17 protein-coding genes and 1 pseudogene are annotated in these 19,744 nt (G+C 70.3%); 3 read left to right on the top strand and 15 right to left on the bottom strand.

Annotated features, from left to right (window positions below):
- Position 1 precedes the first annotated feature (1 nt).
- The 15 genes and pseudogenes from AB0I52_RS28755 to AB0I52_RS28685 form a co-directional block, all read right to left on the bottom strand.
- Positions 2-156 (bottom strand): annotated as a pseudogene (locus AB0I52_RS28755) (4-hydroxy-3-methylbut-2-en-1-yl diphosphate synthase); the annotation flags it as partial.
- 213 nt (positions 157-369) lie between these two features.
- The gene (gene hpnH, locus AB0I52_RS28750) at positions 370-1,389 is read right to left on the bottom strand and encodes an adenosyl-hopene transferase HpnH (RefSeq protein ID WP_363077461.1); all 1,020 of its coding nucleotides are present in this window, start codon (positions 1,387-1,389) and stop codon (positions 370-372) included.
- Between the two features lie 5 nt (positions 1,390-1,394).
- Positions 1,395-2,054, bottom strand: coding sequence for a 1-hydroxy-2-methyl-2-butenyl 4-diphosphate reductase (locus AB0I52_RS28745; RefSeq protein WP_363077459.1), 660 nt, complete (start codon positions 2,052-2,054; stop codon positions 1,395-1,397).
- Positions 2,054-4,057: a squalene--hopene cyclase gene (gene shc / locus AB0I52_RS28740; RefSeq protein WP_363077457.1), complete on the bottom strand. Its 2,004-nt coding sequence runs from the start codon at positions 4,055-4,057 to the stop codon at positions 2,054-2,056. Before shc ends, AB0I52_RS28745 begins: the two co-directional genes overlap by 1 nt.
- Before the next feature lie 107 nt (positions 4,058-4,164).
- Complete coding sequence (locus AB0I52_RS28735; protein WP_363077455.1) at positions 4,165-5,268, bottom strand: polyprenyl synthetase family protein; 1,104 nt, start codon at positions 5,266-5,268, stop codon at positions 4,165-4,167.
- Positions 5,265-6,653, bottom strand: a complete 1,389-nt coding sequence (hpnE, locus tag AB0I52_RS28730) for a hydroxysqualene dehydroxylase HpnE (RefSeq protein WP_363077453.1) — start codon at positions 6,651-6,653, stop codon at positions 5,265-5,267. The genes AB0I52_RS28735 and hpnE overlap by 4 nt, the downstream gene beginning before the upstream one ends.
- Before the next feature lie 119 nt (positions 6,654-6,772).
- A complete protein-coding gene (gene hpnD / locus AB0I52_RS28725) occupies positions 6,773-7,693 on the bottom strand; it encodes a presqualene diphosphate synthase HpnD (RefSeq protein ID WP_363028862.1) in 921 nt (306 codons plus the stop codon).
- A gap of 29 nt (positions 7,694-7,722) precedes the next feature.
- Positions 7,723-8,643 (bottom strand): squalene synthase HpnC, encoded by a 921-nt coding sequence (hpnC, locus tag AB0I52_RS28720; RefSeq protein WP_363077451.1) that lies wholly within the window; start codon positions 8,641-8,643, stop codon positions 7,723-7,725.
- A 444-nt stretch (positions 8,644-9,087) separates the two neighbouring features.
- Positions 9,088-9,870: an ABC transporter ATP-binding protein gene (locus AB0I52_RS28715; RefSeq protein WP_363077449.1), complete on the bottom strand. Its 783-nt coding sequence runs from the start codon at positions 9,868-9,870 to the stop codon at positions 9,088-9,090.
- Positions 9,863-10,792, bottom strand: a complete 930-nt coding sequence (locus AB0I52_RS28710; RefSeq protein WP_363077447.1) for an ABC transporter permease — start codon at positions 10,790-10,792, stop codon at positions 9,863-9,865. Before AB0I52_RS28710 ends, AB0I52_RS28715 begins: the two co-directional genes overlap by 8 nt.
- A 106-nt stretch (positions 10,793-10,898) precedes the next feature.
- Entirely contained in the window at positions 10,899-11,771 is an 873-nt protein-coding gene (locus AB0I52_RS28705; protein WP_363077489.1) for a glycosyltransferase, read from the bottom strand.
- A gap of 8 nt (positions 11,772-11,779) precedes the next feature.
- The gene (locus AB0I52_RS28700; RefSeq protein ID WP_363077445.1) at positions 11,780-12,559 is read right to left on the bottom strand and encodes a CDP-alcohol phosphatidyltransferase family protein; all 780 of its coding nucleotides are present in this window, start codon (positions 12,557-12,559) and stop codon (positions 11,780-11,782) included.
- Positions 12,537-13,598 carry an iron-containing alcohol dehydrogenase family protein gene (locus AB0I52_RS28695; protein ID WP_363077443.1) on the bottom strand — a complete coding sequence of 354 codons (1,062 nt, stop codon included), beginning with the start codon at positions 13,596-13,598 and terminating at the stop codon, positions 12,537-12,539. Before AB0I52_RS28695 ends, AB0I52_RS28700 begins: the two co-directional genes overlap by 23 nt.
- Positions 13,586-14,323 (bottom strand): phosphocholine cytidylyltransferase family protein, encoded by a 738-nt coding sequence (locus tag AB0I52_RS28690; protein WP_363077441.1) that lies wholly within the window; start codon positions 14,321-14,323, stop codon positions 13,586-13,588. Before AB0I52_RS28690 ends, AB0I52_RS28695 begins: the two co-directional genes overlap by 13 nt.
- A complete protein-coding gene (locus AB0I52_RS28685; RefSeq protein WP_363077439.1) occupies positions 14,320-15,924 on the bottom strand; it encodes a DUF5941 domain-containing protein in 1,605 nt (534 codons plus the stop codon). The genes AB0I52_RS28690 and AB0I52_RS28685 overlap by 4 nt, the downstream gene beginning before the upstream one ends.
- A 752-nt stretch (positions 15,925-16,676) precedes the next feature.
- Between AB0I52_RS28685 and galE the strand changes: the two genes are divergently transcribed.
- The 3 genes from galE to idi all read left to right on the top strand — a co-directional run bounded on the left by galE (position 16,677) and on the right by idi (position 19,729).
- Entirely contained in the window at positions 16,677-17,660 is a 984-nt protein-coding gene (gene galE, locus AB0I52_RS28680) for a UDP-glucose 4-epimerase GalE (protein ID WP_363077437.1), read from the top strand.
- Positions 17,661-17,838: 178 nt separating this feature from the next.
- A complete protein-coding gene (locus tag AB0I52_RS28675) occupies positions 17,839-18,780 on the top strand; it encodes a cation diffusion facilitator family transporter (protein WP_363077435.1) in 942 nt (313 codons plus the stop codon).
- Positions 18,781-19,135: 355 nt separating this feature from the next.
- A complete protein-coding gene (gene idi / locus AB0I52_RS28670; RefSeq protein WP_363077433.1) occupies positions 19,136-19,729 on the top strand; it encodes an isopentenyl-diphosphate Delta-isomerase in 594 nt (197 codons plus the stop codon).
- Positions 19,730-19,744 lie beyond the last annotated feature (15 nt).

Raw genomic sequence — 19,744 nt, 5'->3', positions numbered from 1 at the left:
CTCAGCTCACGGTGACGGCCGGGACCCCCGATGGTGTCCCGGCGTCGTCCATGCCCTCAGCGATCTTCAGGGCTTCCTCGATGAGGGTCTCGACGACCCGGGCACCGTCTTGATGATCTCGCCGTTGACGAAGATCTGACCCTTGCCGAAACCGCTCCGTGCGGCGAGCTGCCGGCAGGCGTCCACCATCACGACCGGGTCGTTGTGCCGGACGTACGCGTCGTCGTCATCGACCGCACCGAGACCGGCGCGTCCCCGCCGACCGCCACCGGCCCGGCCTGGATGCGCCACGAGTGGCGGCGCACCGTGAGCGGCCGGGCCGGCGGCTCGGAGAGACCCAGTAGGCCTGGTTCTCCGGCGGTCATCACCTCACCGGTTCCCGCCGATGGTCTCCCGCGCGGCACGCAGGGACTCCTTCAGCGACCCCATGGTGGCGAGTACGGCGGTGGGCTCGTAGCCGCAGTGCGCCATGCAGTTGGCGCAGCGCGGGTCCTTGCCGCGGCCGTACTTGTCCCAGTCGGTCTCCTCGATGAGTTCCCGGTACGTCGGCACGTAGCCGTCGCTCATCAGATAGCAGGGGCGCTGCCAGCCGAAGAGCGAGTAGTTGGGAATGGCCCATGCCGTGCACGGGAAGTCGGCCTTTCCTTCCAGGAAGTCCAGGAAGAGCGGCGAGTGGTTCAGCCGCCACTTGGCCCGGTTGCCGCCCGCGAAGGACTTCTTGAACAGCTCGCGGGTCTGCTCGACTCCCAGGAAGTGCTCCTGGTCGGGTGCCTTCTCGTACGCGTAGGCGGGCGAGATCATCATCTCGTCGACCTTCAGATCGTCATTGAGGTAGTTGAGGACCTCGATGATGGTCTGCGGGGTGTCGGTGTTGAAGAAGGTGGAATTGGTGGTGACCCGGAAACCCCGGCGCTTGGCCTCCTTGATCGCGGCCACCGCCTCGTCGAACACTCCTTCCTTGGCAACCGATTCGTCGTGCCGCTCGCGCAGGCCGTCGATGTGCACGGCGAACGCGAAGTAGCGCGACGGCGTGAATTTCTCGATCTTCTTCCGCAGCAGCATCGCGTTGGTGCAGAGGAAGACGTACTTCCTCTTCGCCACCAGCTGACGGACGATTTCGTCGATCTGCGGATGCATCAGCGGCTCGCCGCCCGCGATGGAGACCATCGGGGCGCCCGATTCGAGCACCGCGCCGACGGCCTGGGCCACCGGCATGCGCTGCTTGAGAACTCCGGCCGGATGCTGAATCTTCCCGCAGCCTTCGCAGGCGAGATTGCAGGCGAACAGAGGCTCCAGCTCGACAATCAGCGGGAACTTCTCCCGCTTGCGGAGCTTCTGTTCAGCAAGGTACGTCGCAATCTTGATGGTCTGACGGAGTGGCATGGCCATCTAGCTCACCTCCTGGGGAGCAGCAAAGATCGGTGCCATTCATAGAAAGCCGGTAGGACGGCACGGAGAACGCGGAATGCCGATATTCCACCGCGGACCGTGCCGATGCGGACGAGCTCATGCTGTGGAGCGTCCACGACCACCCGTACGGCCGCAACCGGGCGTGGCCCGGAGCGCAGGGCGGTGCGCAGAGTGGCGGCGGACTCCATGTCCACCGCGATCGCTCCCGTGGTCCGCAGCTCGGCCCGCTCATGCCCGCGTACGACGTGGTCGGAGCCGGTCAGCGGACCGGTGTGGACGGTGCGTCCCGGTACTGCTCTGGCCAGTGCGTCGGCAAGCAGTTCGGTGCCGGTGCAGGCGGTCGACTCCCCGGCGAACCGGGTCTCGTCGGCCACGACCAGATCCCCGGGGTGCATGCCGGGCGTCAGCCCGGCACAGAACCCCGAGGCGATGACGGCGGCGCCGAACGCCCGGCCCTCGCCGAGCGCCCGCGCCACGGCCGTTTCGGCCGCTCCCGGCCCCATGCCCGTACGGAGCACGGTCACCGGGCCCGGAGCCCTGTCCGCCCTGCTCCTGCCGGTGCGCAGGGCGAGCTGTTCGATGCCGAGCGCGCACGCGATCAGCAGCGGGGCGGCGGGGCCGGACGGCCCCGCGGGTTCGCCCATCAGGCCCCCCTACGGAGGTCCGTGCGGCCGGCGAAGGGGTCGCCGTGCACGTACCGCCCGAGTGCGGTGAGCGGGAAGACCTGCCGGTAGAGGTGGTAGTTGATGGAGAAGTCCCAGGGGAAGCCGGTCCCGGTGAAGTACGGCTCGTCCCAGGAGCCGTCGGCCTGCTGGGTCTCGGTGAGCCAGGCGACCCCGCGGGCCACGGCCGCGGTGTCCCGCCGGCCCGCGGCGAGCAGTGCGAGCAGCGCCCAGGCCGTCTGGGACGCCGTCGAGGCACCGTGGCCGATCCACTTGTCCTCGTTGTACGAGCGCAGGTCCTCGCCCCAGCCGCCGTCGTCGTTCTGGACGGACTCCAGCCAGCCGACCGCGCGCCGGATCGAGGGATGCGCCGCGGGCAGTCCGGCGGCGATCAGCGCGGGAACCACCGACCCCGTTCCGTATACATAGTTGACGCCCCATCGGCCGAACCAGCCGCCTGCCACGTCCTGTTCGGCGAGCAGCCACTCGATGCCGCGCCGGGTGACGGGGTTCGCGGAGTGGCCCTCGATGGCCAGCATCTCCACCACGTGCCCCGTGACGTCCGCCGACGGCGGGTCGATGACCTCGCCGAAGTCGCAGAAGGGCAGCCGGTTGGGGAACGGACTGGTGTTGTCTGCGTCGAACGCTCCCCAGGCGCCGTTGCGGGACTGCATGCCGACGTTCCAGCGCACCCCCCGCTCGATGGCTGCCTCGATCCGTGCCGGATCCGGGTGGCGGACCCGGCGCAGCGCGAGGACCACCTCCGCGGTGTCGTCGATATCGGGGTAGTTGTCGTTGTGGAACTCGAACGCCCAGCCGCCCGGCGGGAGTTGGGGCCGTCGTACCGACCAGTCGCCCGGCCGGGCGATCTCCTCGTCCAGCATCCAGTCGGCCGCCTTCACGAGCGCCGGATGGTCGGGGCTGAGCCCGGCGTCGGCGAGCGCGATGGTGGCGAGACAGGTGTCCCAGACCGGGGACTGGCAGGCCTCGATCATGCGGGCGCCGTCCTCGCGCCAGACCGCGAACCGGTCCAGCGAGGCGAGTCCGGCCCGCATCACCGGGTGGTCGAGGTCGTAGCCCAGCAGATGCAGCGCGATGACGGAGTAGACGGCGGGCGGCTGGATCCCGCCCCAGCAGCCGTCGTTCTCCTGACGTTCGATGATCCAGCGGGCTGCCGCGTTCATGGCGAGACGCCGCACTGCGCGCGGTGCGATCCGGTGATAGAGGTGCAGCGCCTTGTCGAGGCGCTGGAAGACACCGTCCCAACTGGCCGCCGGAGCGGGGCGCCTGGCTGGGTTCGGGTCGCCCGGGTCGGTGTGCAGCTCGTCCAGCGCGAAGGGGGCGGGCCGCACCGGCCGCTTCGCGGAGACGACCGTGAGCGGCACGATGGTCTGGCGGGCCCAGCAGCCGAAGTCGTAGATGTTGAGCGGGACCCACTTCGGGAAGAACATGAGCTCGGGCGGGAGCTCCGGCAGGTCGTCCCATTTCCACCAGCCGAACAGGGCCAGCCAGATCCTCGTGAACACCCGGCTCGCCGCGATCCCGCCCTGTTCCCTGACCCACCCCGCGGCACGGGCCATGTGCGGGTCCTCCGGCCGGTCGCCGGCCAGCCGCAGTGCCACGTACGCCTCGATGGTGGCGGAGAGGTCCCCGGGGCCGCCGTGGAACGTGGCCCAGGTGCCGTCACCGAGCTGCTCGCCGCGGATGAAACGCCCGGCCGCCCGGACCGTGGCGGAATCCTGGATTCCGAGGAACTGGCGCAGGAGGAGGTCCTCGGCGTCCATGGTGACGTTGGTGGCGAGGTCGCCCTTCCACCAGCCCTGCTCGTCCTGCTTGCCGAGGAGATGCTCCACCGAGCGTTCCGCGGCCCGCCGCGCGGCGGCCAGTACGTCGTCCGCGGCGATGGTTGATTCGGTTGTCGGTCTACTGGCCGAGGCCGCGCGGGGATCCACAGCCCCGGTGCTTCCGTCGGTCGTCGCTGTCATGGCTTCCCCTTCGTGCAGTTGGTCCTCTGCTGTGCTGGGGTCTCCGTCGGCCGGCGTCCGTGACGAACGCCGGCCGGCGACTGCGAGTCATATGGACCAGATGGCGATCATCTCTTTCGTACGACGACGAAGTCCGCGAGCGCCGTGAGCTGCGCCCGCACGGTTTCGGGCATATCGACACCGTGCAGCGCCTCGATGGCGACCGCATGCTGACGACGCGCCTCCTGAGCGGTCCATTCGCGGCCGCCCGCCTCCTCGATGAGTGCCGCACGGGCGGCGAACTCCTCTTCGGAGAAGCTGTCGAAGTCGCTGCTCTTCGCGTCGGCGGCGAGCAGCTCGCCCAGGCGCTCGGAGGCCGGTCCGCCCGCGGCGAGCGCGGCGACGACCGGCAGGGACTTCTTGCGCTGGCGCAGATCGCTCCAGGTCTGCTTGCCGGTGGTCTCCGGGTCGCCCCAGATGCCCAGCAGGTCGTCGACCGCCTGGAAGGCGAGGCCCAGGTGGTAGCCGTACGCCTCCAGGACGTCGGCGGTACGGTCGTCGGCGCCGCCGAGCACCGCACCGATGGAGCAGGCGCAGGCGAGCAGGGCGCCCGTCTTGTTGCCCTCCATCTCCAGGCACTCCTCGACGGTGACCCGCTCGCGGTGCTCGTAGGAGATGTCCTGGGCCTGCCCGTCGATGAGCTTGCGGGTGGCCGAGGTCAGCCGCCGGGCCGCGCGGCCCGCCTCGACCGTCCCCAGCTCCAGCAGGACCTCGTTGGCCAGCGCGAAGAGCGCGTCACCCACCAGGATCGCCTGGGCGGGGCCGTGCACCTTCCACACCGTGTCGCGGTGGCGCCGCTGCTCGTCCCCGTCCATCAGGTCGTCGTGCAGCAGCGAGAAGTTGTGCACGAGTTCGACGGCCACGGCGCCGGGGATACCGGCCTCCGCGGCTGCGCCGGCCGCCTCGGCGGACAGCAGGGCCAGCGCCGGGCGCACGGCCTTGCCGCCGTCGCCGTCGGAGGGCCTTCCCTGGGCGTCGATCCAGCCGAAGTGGTAGGCGGCCACGGTGTCCATGGGCGGTGCGAGCCGGTCGACGGCGGCCCGGAGCACCGGCGTGGAAAGGGCCCGTCCGCGCTCCAGAAGCGCGGTGACGTCCGTGGTGTCCGCCACGGTGTCGGAAGCCGGATTCGCCGGGGTCACTGACTCTCCTCTTGTTCCGGTGGTACTGCTCATGCCGCCTCCTGCAGCGGATGTTCGTGGGGGTGGCCGAGCGCCAGGAGCGCGGCGTCCGCGGCGCCGGCACCGCTGCGGACGGCGCCCTCCATCGTGGCCGGCCAGCCGGTGGCGGTCCAGGCGCCGGCCAGGAAGAGGCCGGGTGCCCTGGTCCGGGTCCCGGGCCGCAGCCTGCCGACTCCGGGGGCGGGCGCGAAGGTCGCCGTCCGCTCCCGGGTGACGAAGAAGTCCCTGATCCCCGCGCCGCGAGCGGCCGGCAGCAGCCGCTCCAGCTCGGGCAGGTAGCGCGCGCGCAGCTCGGCGACGGGCAGGTCGATCTCCTCACCGGCCGCGGACTGGGAGACCGCGAGGTACTGCCCGGGTCCGGTGAGGCCCGAGGCCTCGGTACGGTCGAAGACCCACTGGACCGGTGAGCCGAGCGCGGTGAAGAACGGCCGCCGCAGCACCTTGCGGTCGTAGACCACGTGCACGTTGAGGATCGGCGAGTTGCCGATCTCCAGCAGCCGCTCCGGCGCGTCGAGCGCGCCCTCGGGCAGCAGGCCGTGGGCCTCGTGCTGCGGTACGGCCAGCACGACGGTGTCCGCCTCGATCCGCTCGGCCCCGGTGTCGACCACCCAGCGCCCGTCGTCGGTACGGGTGAGCGATCCGGCCTTCGTCCGCAGTTCGGTGCGGACACCGGCGGAGTCCAGGGCCTTGCGGCTCAGCGTGTCGTGGATGTCGCCGAGCGGCACGCTCGCCCAGCCGATGTCGGCGGCGCCGGGATCCGAGAGGAGGCCGGTCTTGAAGACCTTCGCGGCGAGCGCGAGCGAGGAGTTCGGCGCGGTGGCGTTGAGCGTCGCGACGCCGACCAGGTCCCAGAGGGCCTCGACGGTGCGCGGCGACTGGCCGTGCCGGGCGAGCCAGCTGCCGAAGTCGGTGTCGTCCAGCGCCGGATCGTCCGGGTCGAGCCGGCCGAGGGCCAGCGCGGCGCGCCCCACGCTCGCCCGCTCGGCGAGCGAGAGGTGCGGGTATCCGGCGAGTCCGGCGGCGAGGTGGAACGGAACCGGCAGCCCATTGCGGCGCAGCCGCCCGAGCCGCGGTCCCGCGGGCCGTCCGACGTCGAGAACGGGCACGTCCAAACGGTTTTGCAGGGGGGCCAGACGGGCGCCGTCGACGCGGTCGAGGAACCAGCGGTAGGCGTCGCAGCAGCGCAGATAGACGTGCTGGCCGTTGTCGACCGTCAGTTCGCCGCGCCGGAAGGAGAAGGCGAGGCCGCCGAGCCGGGGCCGTCCTTCGAGCAGGGTCACGTCAAGCCCGGCGTCGGCCAGACGCAGGGCCGAAGTGATGCCGGCAAGCCCGCCGCCGATCACCACCGCCCGGGACGAACGCAGGCTGCGGTCCGTCATGAATCCCCCTCTCGCCAGGTCTTTCCCGTCAGGGACGCAGCGGTACGGCCGGAGGTTGCCCACCGTCCGGACTGATCATCCATGGTGCTCATGGTGCGCGAGATGTCCGTGAGGCGCATTCAGACACGCCCCCTGGCCGTCCGGCGCGAGATGTAGCGGGCGTCGAGACCCGACAGGCCGCGCACCGCCACGTATGCCTTCTCGTGGCCCGGCAGCGAGACCCGGCCGCGCAGCACCGCCTCGGGGTCGCGCTCGATCCGGTCGAGGAGCCTGCGGTAGATACCGGCCATCGCCGCCACACACGCACCGCTGCGCCGGTCCAGCATCGGCAGCAGCCGGTAGCCCTCGGCGAACAGGGCGCGGGCGCGGCGGACCTCGAAGTGGATCAGTCCCGCGAAGTCCGAGCCGGGCGGCGGGGTGGCCCGGTGGAAGCCCTCGGAACAGCCGAACTTGGCGAGGTCGTCGGCGGGCAGGTAGGTGCGCCCGTTGCCCGCGTCCTCGCGCACGTCGCGCAGGATGTTGGTCAGCTGGAGCGCGAGGCCGAGCGTGTCGGCGTACTCCGCTGCGCGTTCGGCGCCGGGCGCGCCCGGTTCCGTACCGAAGACGCCCAGACTGAGACGGCCGATGGCGCCCGCGACGCACCGGCAGTAGGTCTTGAGGTCGTCCCAGGTCTCGTAGGTCGCGCCGCGCACGTCCATGAGCACGCCGTCGATGAGCTCGTCGAGCCCCTCCAGCGGCAGCGGGAACCTGCGGGCGGCGTCGGCGAGTGCGACGGCCACCGGATCGGTGTCGTCGTCGTCGACCGCGCCGTCCCGTACCCGGTCCAGCAGTGTGCGGGTGCTCTCCAGGCGGACGCGCTTGGTCTCCGGCTCCAGCTCGCCGTCACCGATGTCGTCGACACGACGGGAGAAGGCGTACAGCGCCGACATGGCCTGTCGCTTCTCGGCCGGCAGCAGCCTGATGCCGTACGCGAAGTTCCGCGCCTGCTGTCCGGTGACCGCCTCGCAGTAACTGTATGCGGCCTGTACCGGTGCCGACATGTACGTCGTCTGTCCCTCCACGGTCCGGCTCACCCCTCTCTACGCGCTCTTCGCAAGACAACTCCCACCTCGCGCAGCAGGCTGGGCTTGGTGGGCTTGGGCGGTCCGGGCAGTACATCGAACCCGGCGGCCGCGATCGCGGTGAGGGCGGCACGCCCCCCACCCACAAATCCGGCGAGAAGCAGCTTGAGCCTGCCGTGGACGCTACCCACCAGGGGGGTGCCTTCATTCAGCAGATCCCCGGCGCGTTCCGCCTCGTACGCGACCAGCGCCCGCACGGATGCGCCCCCGGAGGGCGCCGCCAGATCGGATTCGGCCACATGGAACCTTGCCATGTCGTCGGCCGGCAGGTAGATCCGGTCCCGTCCGAGGTCCTCGGTGACGTCCTGGAGGTGCTCGGCGATCTGCAGCGCGGTGCAGACGGCGTCGGAGCGGCGGATCCGTTCGGGGCTCGCGGTCCCGGTGAGCTGGAGGACCAGGCGGCCGACGGGGTTCGCGGAGAGCTCGCAGTAGGCGAGCAGCTCCTCGTACGTCCCGTAGCGGCGGATCTTCTGGTCCTGCCGGTTGGCCTCGATGAGGCCGAGGAAGGGTTCGGGCGTGAGCGAGCAGCGCCGCACGGTGGGGCGGAGTGCCTGCATGAGGGGGTGGTGCGGGGTCTCGCCCGTGGTGGTGAAGATACGGCGCAGGTCGGTCTCCAGGGCGTCGAGCATCGCGAGCCGGTCCTCCGCCTGGGCCGGGTCGAGACCGAGGTGGCGGGCGTCACCGCCGCCGGGGGCGAGGTCGCCGTCGCCGATGTCGTCGACGAGCCGGGCGTAGCCGTAGACGGCCATCAGGTCGTCGCGCCAGGCGCGCGGCAGGAAGAAGGGAGCCACCGGAAAATTCTCGTCGGCGGCCTTGTCAAGGGTTCCGGGTACGTCGGAATCGAGCCGCGTCCGGCGGGCACGCGTCACTGCGGACCGCCCTGCGCGGGGACGGCGTGAGCACCTCGGAGCTGGAGATCATCCGTCATAGCCGTCACATCTCCCGTTCTACACTGCCGACCCAAAACAACCCATTCCGGACACGCCGCCCGCCCTCCCCAGTGCGGAGGACCCTGGAGGCCTTCCACTCAGGCGGTATCGCCCCACTTGCAACGAATCAGCACCGGTACAGCTTACGTTGTACAACGCTCATCGATACGCCGGGGTGCGGGACGCACATCGAGTGCGCGCCGTGCCGTGCCAACTTTCCCCGTGTGCAAGTAAATTGACGTCATCCGGCGGGAGGAGATCTTGCCGGGAGGCATACGACGAGCCGTGGACGCCCGGAGTCCGGTCCACGATCCGGACGCGCACAGCGGCCTCCGCCGGAGTCGTCCGGCGGAGGCCGCTGCCCTGCGGAGTGTCGGGGAGGCGTTACTTGCCGGTCTCCCGCTCGTACGCCTTGAGGACCTCGTCGGTCGGACCGTCCATCAGCAGCTCGCCCTTCTCCAGCCACAGCACCCGGTCGCAGGTGTCCCTGATCGACTTGTTGCTGTGGCTGACCAGGAAGACGGTGCCGGCCTCCTTGCGGAGCTCGCGGATGCGCGCCTCGGAACGGATCTGGAACTTCCGGTCACCGGTCGCCAGAGCCTCGTCGATCATGAGGACGTCGTGGTTCTTGGCGGCCGCGATCGAGAACCGCAGCCGGGCGGCCATGCCCGAGGAGTACGTCCGCATCGGCAGGGTGATGAAGTCGCCCTTCTCGTTGATCCCGGAGAAGTCGACGATGTCCTGGTACCGCTCCCGGATCTCCTCGCGGCTCATCCCCATGGCGAGTCCGCCCAGGACGACGTTGCGCTCGCCGGTCAGATCGCTCATCAGCGCCGCGTTCACCCCGAGCAGCGAGGGCTGGCCGTCGGTGTAGACCTTGCCGTGCTCGGTCGGGAGCAGACCGGCGATGGCCCGCAGCAGGGTCGACTTGCCGGAACCGTTGGTCCCGATGAGACCGATCGCCTCGCCCCGGTAGGAGGTGAAGGTCACGCCCCGCACGGCGTGCACCTTGCGGACCCCGCGTTCCTCGCCCTTGCCCCGGCGCAGCATCCGGTTCAGTGCCGCGGTGGCGCTGCCCTTGCCACCGCCGCCGTTGACGCGGTACACGATGTGCACGTCGTCGGCGATCACGGTGGGGACGCGCGCCCCGGTGTTGTCCTCAGCCACGGCCGTACCGTTCCTCTGCCTTCCAGAAGTACACGAAGCCCACGATGCCCACCAGGAGCGCCCAGACGAGGCCGACCGCCCAGACGTGCGACGGCAGGTTCTCGGAGCCGTAACCGTCGATCAGCGCGAACCGGACCAGGTCCATGTAGATGGCCGCCGGGTTGTACTGCAGCACATCGGTGATCCAGGCCGGCTTGTTCTCCAGCATCACCGGGATGGAGAACATGACGCCCGACGCGTACATCCAGGTCCGCATGACGAAGGGCATCAGCTGGGCCAGGTCGGGAGTCTTCGCCCCGAGCCTCGCCATGACCAGCGCCAGACCGGTGTTGAAGAAGAACTGCATCACCAGGGCGGGGATCACGAGCAGCCAGGACAGCCGGGGATAGCTGCCGAAAGCCACGGTGACCGCGACCAGCACGATCATCGAGTACAGAAGCTGCTGGAGCTGCTGGAGCGAGAAGGAGACGGGCAGCGATGCACGCGGGAAGTGCAGCGCCCGCACCAGCCCGAGGTTGCCGGAGATGGCGCGGACGCCGGCCATCACCGAGCTCTGGGTGAAGGTGAAGACGAAGACCCCGGTCACCAGGAACGGGATGAACACCTCCTGGGTCATCCCCCTCTTCGTGCCGAGGATCAGGCCGAAGATAAGGAAGTACACCGCGGCGTTCAGGAGCGGGGTGGCCACCTGCCAGAGCTGCCCGAGCTTGGCCTGGCTGTACTGCGCGGTCAGCTTGGCCCGGGAGAACGCCATGATGAAGTGGCGCCGCCCGCGGAGCTGGCGGATGTACTCGAGGAGTCCGGGCCGGGCACCGCTGACTGTCAGACCGTATTTCGCGGCCAGCTCGGCCGCGCTCAGGCCGTCGTCGGCTGATGGCGGCTTGCTCAGCGCAACCGCACCATCATGGGTTGTGTCACTCACCAGATGAAACTCTCGTATTCAAAATGCGCAGCCAGTCGCGGGCGCGGCTCAGGGCGGACAGGTCCCGATAAGAAAAATACGCCTCATGCTCCCAGAGGCGAGCCTCTCAGATGACCGGAGGGCGGCCTAGTCTGGTCAGCCGCCACACCGTACGCCACTTCATGGGGCGCCGCGGTCCGCAGGGTTTCGACCAGCCCTCCCGGAAGCCGCCGAACCATGCCTTCAGCGCCGGGCCGGACGGCCTGCGGAGCAGAGTGAGCAGCAGCCACACACCGAGGTACACGGGGACCAGCGGCGCGGGCAGGTTGCGGCGGGCCAGCCAGACCCGGTTGCGGGCCACCATGCGGTGGTAGACGGCGTGCCTGGACGGGGCGGTGGTGGGGTGGTTGAGCACCATGTCGGCGCGGTAGTCGATCAGCCAGCCGGCGTCCAGCGCCCGCCAGGCGAGATCGGTCTCCTCGTGCGCGTAGAAGAAGTCGCCGGGCAGCGGGCCGACCTCGGCGATGACCCGGGTGCGTACGGCGTTGGCGCCCCCGAGGAACGTCGTCACCCGAGACGAGCGCAGCGGGTCGGCGGCGCGCAGCCGCGGCACGTGGCGCCGCTGGGTCTCCCCGGTGTCCGGGTCGGCGATCCGGAAGCTGATGATGCCGAGCTTGGGATCGGCCTCGAACGCCTGCCGGCACAGTTCCGCGGTGTCCGTGAGCGGCAGCAGCCCGTCGTCGTCCAGGAACAGCAGGGCGTCCACGTCGGCGCCGGACGGCCCGAAGGCCTCGATGCCGACGTTGCGGCCGCCGGGGATGCCCAGGTTCTCGGGCAGTTCGACGGTGCGCACGCCCGCGGGGACGTCCGGTACGGGAGAGCCGTTGCCGACGACGACCACCTCGATCCGGTCGCCGTCCTGCTTGGCGACCGAATCGAGCAGGGCGCGCAGCTCGGCCGGGCGGTTGCCCATCGTGATGATGACCGCGCCGAGTTTCATGGGGGTGCTCACTTCAGCCTGCTCGACGCCAGGACCGACACGAGGTGGAGGAGGGTCTGCAGCAGGGCGATGCCGGCCAGCACCGCGACCGCGAGGCGGCTGAAGAAGAGGTCGTCCCTGACCGAGTCCACGACGGCCGCGACCAGGATCACCAGCGATGCCTCGACGCAGAGGATCAGCCGGTGGAACTTCAGCGCACCGGCGGCCCGGCGCGCGAACGCCATGCCGGACGAGCGCGGCTCGGACGCCGCCTCCTTGACCGGCGGCAGACCGCCCTGGTGGCGTGCGACACCGACGAGGTCGGTCTCGGCCTTGATCAGGATGGCGCCCAGGGCCGCGAGTGTGCCCAGGAAGGCCCACAGCCAGTCGATCCGTCCGTTGCCCCACAGGTCGGCGGCGCGCAGGCCGAAGCCGACCAGCACGGCCGCGTCGCAGAGGTAGGCGCCGACCCGGTCCAGATAGACCCCGCCCAGCGAGAACTGCTTCTTCCAGCGGGCCAGCTCGCCGTCGACGCAGTCGAGCAGCAGGTAGAGCTGGACCATGAGCACGCCGAGCAGCGCACCGGTGATCCCCGGAACGAGCAGGGCCGGAGCGGCGAGCACACCCGCGACGGTCATCAGGTAGGTCAGCTGGTTGGGCGTGACCTTGGTGTTGACCAGGTACCGGTCCACGCGCAGCGAGACCTCGCGCATGTAGATCCGGCCCGCCCAGTGTTCACCGCTGCGCCGGTCCTTGACGCCCGGGGGGTGAACGACCGGGCGAAGTTCAGCTACTGATGGTCTTGGCATAGTCGGCGTACGCGTCCCTGATCTGGTCGGTGGACAGGCTGAGGTGTTCCAGGACCGTGAAGCGTCCCGGACGGGTCTGCGGGGCGTAGTCGACGGCCTGGACGAACTCGTCGGCGGTGAAGCCGATCTCCGTGGGCAGGACCGGGAGGCCGTGCCGGCGAAGGACCTCCGCGAAGAGCCCCGACGCCTCGTGGGCTCCGCGCAGGTGCATGGCGAAGGCGGCGCCGAGGCCGACCTGCTCGCCGTGGCTCGCGGCCCGCTTGGGGAAGAGCAGGTCGAAGGCGTGGCTGATCTCGTGGCAGGCGCCGGACGAGGGCCGGGTGTCGCCGCTGATCGAGATGGCGATGCCGGAGAGCACCAGCGACTCGGCGAGGACGGTGAGGAACTCGTCGTCGGCGACGGTGCCGGGGTGGCGCAGCACGGCTTCGCCGGCGGTACGGGCCATGGCCGCGGCCAGTCCGTCGATCTGCTCGTTGTTGACCTGGTGCGAGAGCTCCCAGTCCGCGATCGCGGAGATGTTGGAGATCGCGTCACCGATGCCGGAGCGCACGAAGCGGTCCGGGGCCGCCCTGATCACCGAGAGGTCGATGACCATGGCGATCGGCATCGGGACACCGTAGGAGCCGCGTCCGTTGTCGTTGTCCAGGGTCGCCACGGGTGAGCAGAGGCCGTCGTGGGCGAGGTTCGTGGCGACCGAGACCAGCGGCAGGCCGACCCGGGCCGCGGCGTACTTCGCCACGTCGATGATCTTGCCGCCGCCGAGACCGACCACGGCGTCGTACCGCTTGCCCTTGATGTCGTCGGCCAGCTGTACGGCGGCGTCGATGTTGCCGCCCGCGACGCAGTACCAGTCGGCGCCCGGCAGGGCCGGTGCGAGCTTCTCGCGCAGGGCCTGTCCGGAGCCGCCGCTGATCGCGATCGCGAGCTTGCCGGAGGCGGAGATCCGCTGGTCCGCGAGGAGACCGGCCAGATCGTCCATGGCGCCCCGGCTGATGTCGACGAAGACGGGGGACGGGATGAGCCGGGTCAGTACTGGCACGCGATCTTCCTGCCCTTCTCGAGGTCGTCGTGGTTGTCGATCTCGACCCAGGTGACCTCACCGATGGGCGCCACGTCGACGGTGAAGCCGCGGTTGACGAGCTCCTGGTAGCCGTCCTCGTAGTAGAGGTCCGGGTCGCGCTCGAACGTCGTCCTCAGGGCGTCCGCGAGCGCCTCGGCGGCCTCCGCCTCGATGAGGGTGACGCCGATGTACTCACCGGTGGCGGTGGCCGGGTCCATCAGCTTGGTGATCCGCCGAACGCCCTTGCCGTCCTCGGTGATGACCTTCATCTCCTCGTCGGCGAGGTTCTTCACCGTGTCGAGGGCGAGGATGATCTTCTGGCCCTTGCCGCGCGCGTCCAGCAGGGTCCGCTCGACGGAGACCGGGTGCACGGTGTCGCCGTTGGCGAGGATCACACCGCGCTTGAGGACCTCGCGGGCACACCACAGGGAGTAGGCGTTGTTCCACTCCTCGGCCTTGTCGTTGTCGACCAGGATGATCTTGAGGCCGTACTTCGCCTCCAGCTCCTCCTTGCGGTCGTAGACGGCTTCCTTGCGGTAGCCGACGACGATCGCGACCTCGGTGAGGCCGATCTCGGCGAAGTTGGCCAGCGTGAGATCGAGGACGGTCTTCTCGCCGTCCACCGGCACGAGAGCCTTGGGAAGCGTGTCGGTGTAGGGGCGCAGGCGCCGTCCTGCGCCGGCTGCCAGTACGAGGCCGATCATGCGGGTTCTCCTTCGTCGTGAACGGCGGGTGCCCCGGAGGACACCCAGAAGCGGATGGACTCCACCAGCACGACCAGTGCCACGGCCACCGCGAGAGCGGTGAGTGCCACGGTGAAGCCCGGGGCTCCGGTGAGTACGGCGGCGAGTACGGCCACCACCAGGGTGCGGCCCTCGTGCCCGCCGATCGTTCGCACCAGCCACTGGGGCGGCGCGCCGGTGCCGCCTCGAATGCGGTACACCGTGTCGTAGTGATGGTAGGCGACGGCCGATACCAGTCCGAAGGCCGCGGGAAGCGCCCCGTCTATGTCGCTGCGGGCGGCCAGCGCGAGGATCGTGCAGTACTCGGCCGCCCGGAAGACCGGGGGTACGAGCCAGTCGAGCGCGCCCTTGAGGGGGCGGGCCACGGCTATGCCGGAGCAGACCGCGTAGAAGACCGCGGCGACGATCATCTGCCGGCTGCCGAAGGGCTGCTGGAGCGCGGCGGCGATCAGTGCGCCGGCGCCCACGACCGCGACCACCGGGGCGGTCCAGGCGCCCGGGATCCGGGGGCCGCGGGCCGCCACGAGCTGGGCGAGCGGACCGGAGTCCGCGAGGTCCGCGAGGGCCTGGGCGGCCCGGTCGGTGCGGCGGGCCCTGCGGGTCAGGGAGCGCAGCAGCCGGCCCGCCGTGGTGTAGCAGGCCGCGAAGGCGCAGCCGACGAGCAGTGCGTAGAAGACGATCCGGGGGGTGGTGAGCGCGGTCAGTACGGCGATCATCGCCCAGCGCTCGCCGATCGGGAGCACGATCATCCGGCGCAGCCAGACCGTCCAGCCGACGCTGTCGAGCTTGTCGGAGAGGGCGGCGGTGGGGCTGGAGTTCGCCACCGCGTCGTGGTTCGCCTCGTTGAACGAGAAGTCGATGACGTGCCGGCAGGACTGGAGCACCATCGCGCCGAGCGCCAGGGCCCAGACGTCGTCGCCGCCGCGGGCGGCGCCGAGTGCGAGGCCCGCGTAGTAGGCGTACTCCTTGGCGCGGTCGAAAGTGGCGTCCAGCCAGGCGCCCATCGTCGAGTACTGGAGCGAGTAACGGGCGAGCTGCCCGTCGGTGCAGTCCAGGACGAAGGAGAAGAGCAGCAGCAGCCCGGCCGCGACATATCCGCCGCGGGTGCCGGTGGCCGCGCAGCCGGCCGCGACCAGGGCGGTCAGCAGTGACGCGGTGGTGACCTGGTTGGGGGTGAACCCGCGGCGCGCGCACCAGCGGGCGATGTAGCGCGAGTACGGGCTGATGCAGTACGTGGTGAAGAAGCCGTCGCGCGCCTTGACGGCGCTGCGCAACCGGACCGCCTCGTCATCCACGGCGGCGACGCCGGAGAGCGCGGTGGCACGCGCGGCGTCGTCCGCCGGTACGGCCGCGACGAGCGAGCCGAGCTCCGGGCGCTGCACCTCGGCGCCCTCGGCGTCCATCGTGGCGGCGAGCCGGCCGGGCACGGTGCGGTCGACGACCGTGGCGGTGCTGCCGGGCGGGCCGGCGGGAACGTCCGCGCCGACCGCCTTGCCGGTGCTGCTCAGGGCGCGGACCAGCGCGGGACGCGCCTCGGGCTGCACGGTGAGAGCGCCGGGCACGGTGGCGGCGGGGAAGCGGGGATCGGTCAGTCCGAGCCGCAGGGCGTGGACATGGCCGACGAAACGGGGGTCGACGAGCGCGACCCGCCTGTCGGCGGGGACGGCGGACAGCAGCCGCGCGGCCTCTCCGGCATCGGCGGCGGCCTGGACGTCGAAGCCCAGTGACCGCAGATCGGCCTCGATGGACGATCCGGGTACCGGAGCACCTGTGAGAATGGCGGTCGACAGACGAACTCACTCCTTGGTGCTGACATGGGTCGGTGCGCGACGGCACGGCCCCGATGCGGGCCGGCGGCATGTCGGCAGAGGCTATCGGATGAACGGAAGCGGGAGTTCACTGCCCGTTTATGCTCCGTTCCGGGCGGACCTGGATCATGCGGCACCGTCCGCGATCATCATCGTCGATGGCCACCCCGCCTGACAAAACGCGGTGGGACGGATCCGCGGCCTGCCCGGTGGATCAAGGCCGGACAGGCCCTGGGTGTACTGACCCGTGTCGTCAAACTGCCGCCTGCCGCGCGGCGTCTGGCACGCACTCCCCCAAGCTCTCGGCTTCGCTCGAGCAGGGAGGGGCCCCCTCCCGCGTTACCGGAATGCCCTAGTAGCTCCTTCCCCGAGCTCTCAACTGCGTTCGAGCAGGGGAGACCCCATCCGCATCCATCCCGGCGCCTTACGATCGCACCCACCAGACGCCGCGCGGCCGCCCTTCGGGCGACGACGGCAGTTTGACGACACGGCCTAGTCTGACCCGCATGACATGGCTGATCACAGGCGGAGCTGGATATATCGGGGCACATGTGGTGCGGGCCATGAAGGAGGCCGGGGAGCGGGTGGTCGTTCTCGACGACCTCTCGACCGGCAACCCGGACCGACTGCCCGCCGAAGTCCCGCTGGTGCGGGGCTCGACCGCCGACCGCGCACTGCTGGACCGGGTACTGACGGAGCACGCGGTGAGCGGTGTCATCCATCTCGCGGCGAAGAAGCAGGTCGGTGAATCCGTCGAGAAGCCGCTCCTGTACTACCGGGAGAACATCGGCGGGCTGACCGTCCTCCTGGAGGCCGTCGCGGCCGCCGGCGTGCGCAGCTTCCTGTTCTCCTCGTCGGCCGCGGTGTACGGCGTACCGGAGGCGGAGCTGATCACCGAGGAGGCTCCCTGCGAACCGATCAATCCGTACGGCGGGACCAAGCTCGCCGGGGAGTGGCTGGTGCGGGCGGCCGGGCAGGCTCACGGGCTGTCCACCGGCTGTCTGCGCTACTTCAACGTGGCGGGCGCGGCCGAGCCGGAATTGTCGGACACCGGCGTCTTCAACGTGATCCCGATGTTCTTCGAACGGCTGACCCGCGGTGAGGCCCCGCGTATCTTCGGTGACGACTACGCCACCCCCGACGGCACCTGCATCCGTGACTACATCCATGTCGCCGACCTCGCCGACGCGCATCTGGCTGTCGCAGGGCGGCTGGCCGCGCAGGACGGACCCGGGGACCTGACCGTCAACATCGGCCGCGGCGAGGGCGTCTCGGTGCGCGAGCTGGCCGATCTGGTGGCGGAGGTCACCGGCCTCGACCGGAAGCCCGAGTCCGAGCCCCGCCGGCCCGGGGACGCGTCGAAGGCGGTCGCGTCCTGCGACCGGATCTCCGGCGAGCTGGGCTGGTCGGCCCGGCGCGGGGTGCGCGAGATGGTCACGTCGGCCTGGCAGGGTTGGCTGCTGCACCACCCCGTGCCGTCCGCCCCGTGAGCTGTCCGCCGCTCTGACCGCCACCCGTCAACCGCTCTGACCTGCAACCATTTCCGCAGGTCAGAGCAGTTGACAACGGTGTTCACTGCCGTGTTGCCCGATACCCCCCGCCCGTAGTTCACTGGCATTGCTCGGGCCGATCGCGTCCGGGTCCGCGCGACGACCGGGAGGCGTCCCCATGGGGGCTGGGCACGATCACGGACATTCGCACGGCGGCCCCGCACCCACCGGCACGGCGGCCGCCGCGTACCAGGGACGGCTGCGGATCGCGCTGGGCATCACGCTCACCGTGACCGTCATGGAGATCGTCGGCGGGCTGCTGTCCGGCTCCCTGGCGCTGATCGCCGACGCGGCCCACATGGCGACCGACGCGCTGGGCCTCGGCATGGCTCTGCTGGCGATCCACTTCGCCAACAAGCCGGCCGGACCGAACCGAACCTTCGGCTACGCCCGCGCCGAGATCCTCGCCGCGCTGGCCAACTGTCTGCTGCTGCTCGGGGTCGGCGGCTACCTCCTCTTCGAGGCGGTGGAGCGCTTCGTCAGCCCGGCCGAGACCAGGGGCGGACTGACGATCGCCTTCGCCCTGGTCGGCCTGGTGGCGAACGTGGTGTCGCTGTCGCTGCTGATGCGCGGGCAGAAGGACAGCCTCAATGTGCGGGGCGCGTATCTGGAAGTACTCGCGGACACCCTCGGTTCGGTGACCGTGCTGATCTCGGCGGGCGTCATCCTTGCCACCGGCTGGCAGGCCGCGGATCCGATCGCCTCGCTGCTCATCGGCCTCATGATCGTTCCGCGTACGGTGAAGCTGCTCAGGGAGACGCTGAACGTCCTGCTGGAGTCGGCGCCCAAGGGCGTCGACATGGGGGAGGTGCGCGACCACATCACGGCACTGCCCGGAGTGCTGGACGTCCATGACCTCCACGCCTGGACGATCACCTCCGGCATGCCGGTGCTCTCCGCCCATGTGGTGGTGCACCAGGAACTGCTCGACTCGATCGGGCACGAGAAGCTCCTGCACGAACTGCAGGGCTGTCTCGGAGACCACTTCGACGTCGAGCACTGCACCTTCCAGCTGGAGCCGAGCGGGCACGCGGAGCACGAGGCGAAGCTCTGCCGCTGAGTACGTGAAGGCCCACGGCCGCGCTGGGGCGACGGCCCCGGGAAGGCCCGTCGAAATCCCCGATGTACGGTGTAATCCCCTCTCGATCAAGGGTTCTCACGTTGACCGACAATGATCACGACACTCGCCGGACGAGGCGATGACGGCGCGGGTCGTCGATGATTCCGGGCCGGTTCCCCGGGGCACGATTCAGTACCCGGCGGCGTTCGGCGTCCGACGTGTGGGGCCGTGACCGTGACGCCCCGGCGCCGGACATGCCAGGACCCGAAGTGCGGACAAGCCGCCTTTGTACGGCAGACTTGAGCAGACTCGACGGGACCGGCGCACGAGGCCGGGACCACAGCGAAGGATGGGTATGCCGACCACACCAGCCACCGCGGCGAACACCTCGTCGAACGGCGCAGCAGAAGCGATCATGCTCGAACTGGTCGACGAGAACGGCACCACCATCGGCACGGCGGAGAAGCTCGCCGCCCACCAGGCACCCGGCCAACTGCACCGCGCGTTCTCGGTGTTCCTCTTCGACGAGCAGGGCCGGCTGCTGCTGCAGCGGCGCGCCCCGGGCAAGTACCACTCCCCCGGTGTCTGGTCCAACACCTGTTGCGGTCACCCGTACCCGGGCGAGGCGCCCTTCGCCGCCGCCGCCCGGCGGACGTACGAGGAGCTGGGCATCTCCCCCTCGCTGCTGGCGGAGGCGGGCACCGTCCGCTACAACCACCCGGACCCCGCCTCGGGTCTGGTGGAGCAGGAGTTCAACCACCTCTTCGTGGGCATGGCGCAGAACCGGCTGCGGCCGGATCCGGAGGAGGTGGGCGAGACTGCGTTCGTATCGGCCGAGGAGCTGGCCGAACGGCATGACCGGGCGCCGTTCTCAGCCTGGTTCATGACGGTGCTGGACGCCGCCAGGCCCGCGATCCGGGAGCTGACCGGTCCGGCTGCCGGCTGGTAGGCGGGGCCAGGGGCG

This window comes from Streptomyces sp. NPDC050423, assembly GCF_040655445.1.
In the GTDB taxonomy this organism is placed as follows: Bacteria; Actinomycetota; Actinomycetes; order Streptomycetales; family Streptomycetaceae; genus Streptomyces.
This window is presented reverse-complemented; position numbering and strand designations above follow the sequence as displayed.